This window comes from Anoxybacillus sp. LAT27 (assembly GCF_022030075.1).
GTDB lineage: Bacteria > Bacillota > Bacilli > Bacillales > Anoxybacillaceae > Anoxybacillus > Anoxybacillus kestanbolensis.
This window is the reverse complement of the sequence record NZ_JAIWYK010000416.1, coordinates 1-222: the sequence shown is the minus strand read 5'-3', so window position 1 is coordinate 222 and position 222 is coordinate 1. Positions and strand designations below refer to the sequence as shown.

Here is a 222-nt window from a genome sequence, read left to right as displayed (position 1 = left end):
CCCCGGCTCTCGACAGCAGTGGAATGGCAATAAACAGGGCAGGGGAAATGCCCGCTTTGATCGCTTCATGCAAAAACAGCCAGCGGAACGATAACAAACAAATGAGCGACAACACAGCGAACGCGCCGACGCGCGAATCGGCCATGATCTCTTGCCGCCGCTTGGCGTCCCGGTACGAAAAAAAGGCATCGCTCACGTCCATAAAGCCGTCGGCGTGCAGCC

General features: G+C 57.7%; 1 protein-coding gene. It reads right to left on the bottom strand.

What is annotated here, in order from left to right; translation table 11 throughout:
- A partial coding sequence (locus LD028_RS10020) for an adenosylcobinamide-GDP ribazoletransferase (RefSeq protein ID WP_237811728.1) occupies positions 1-222 on the bottom strand: 222 nt, incomplete at both ends.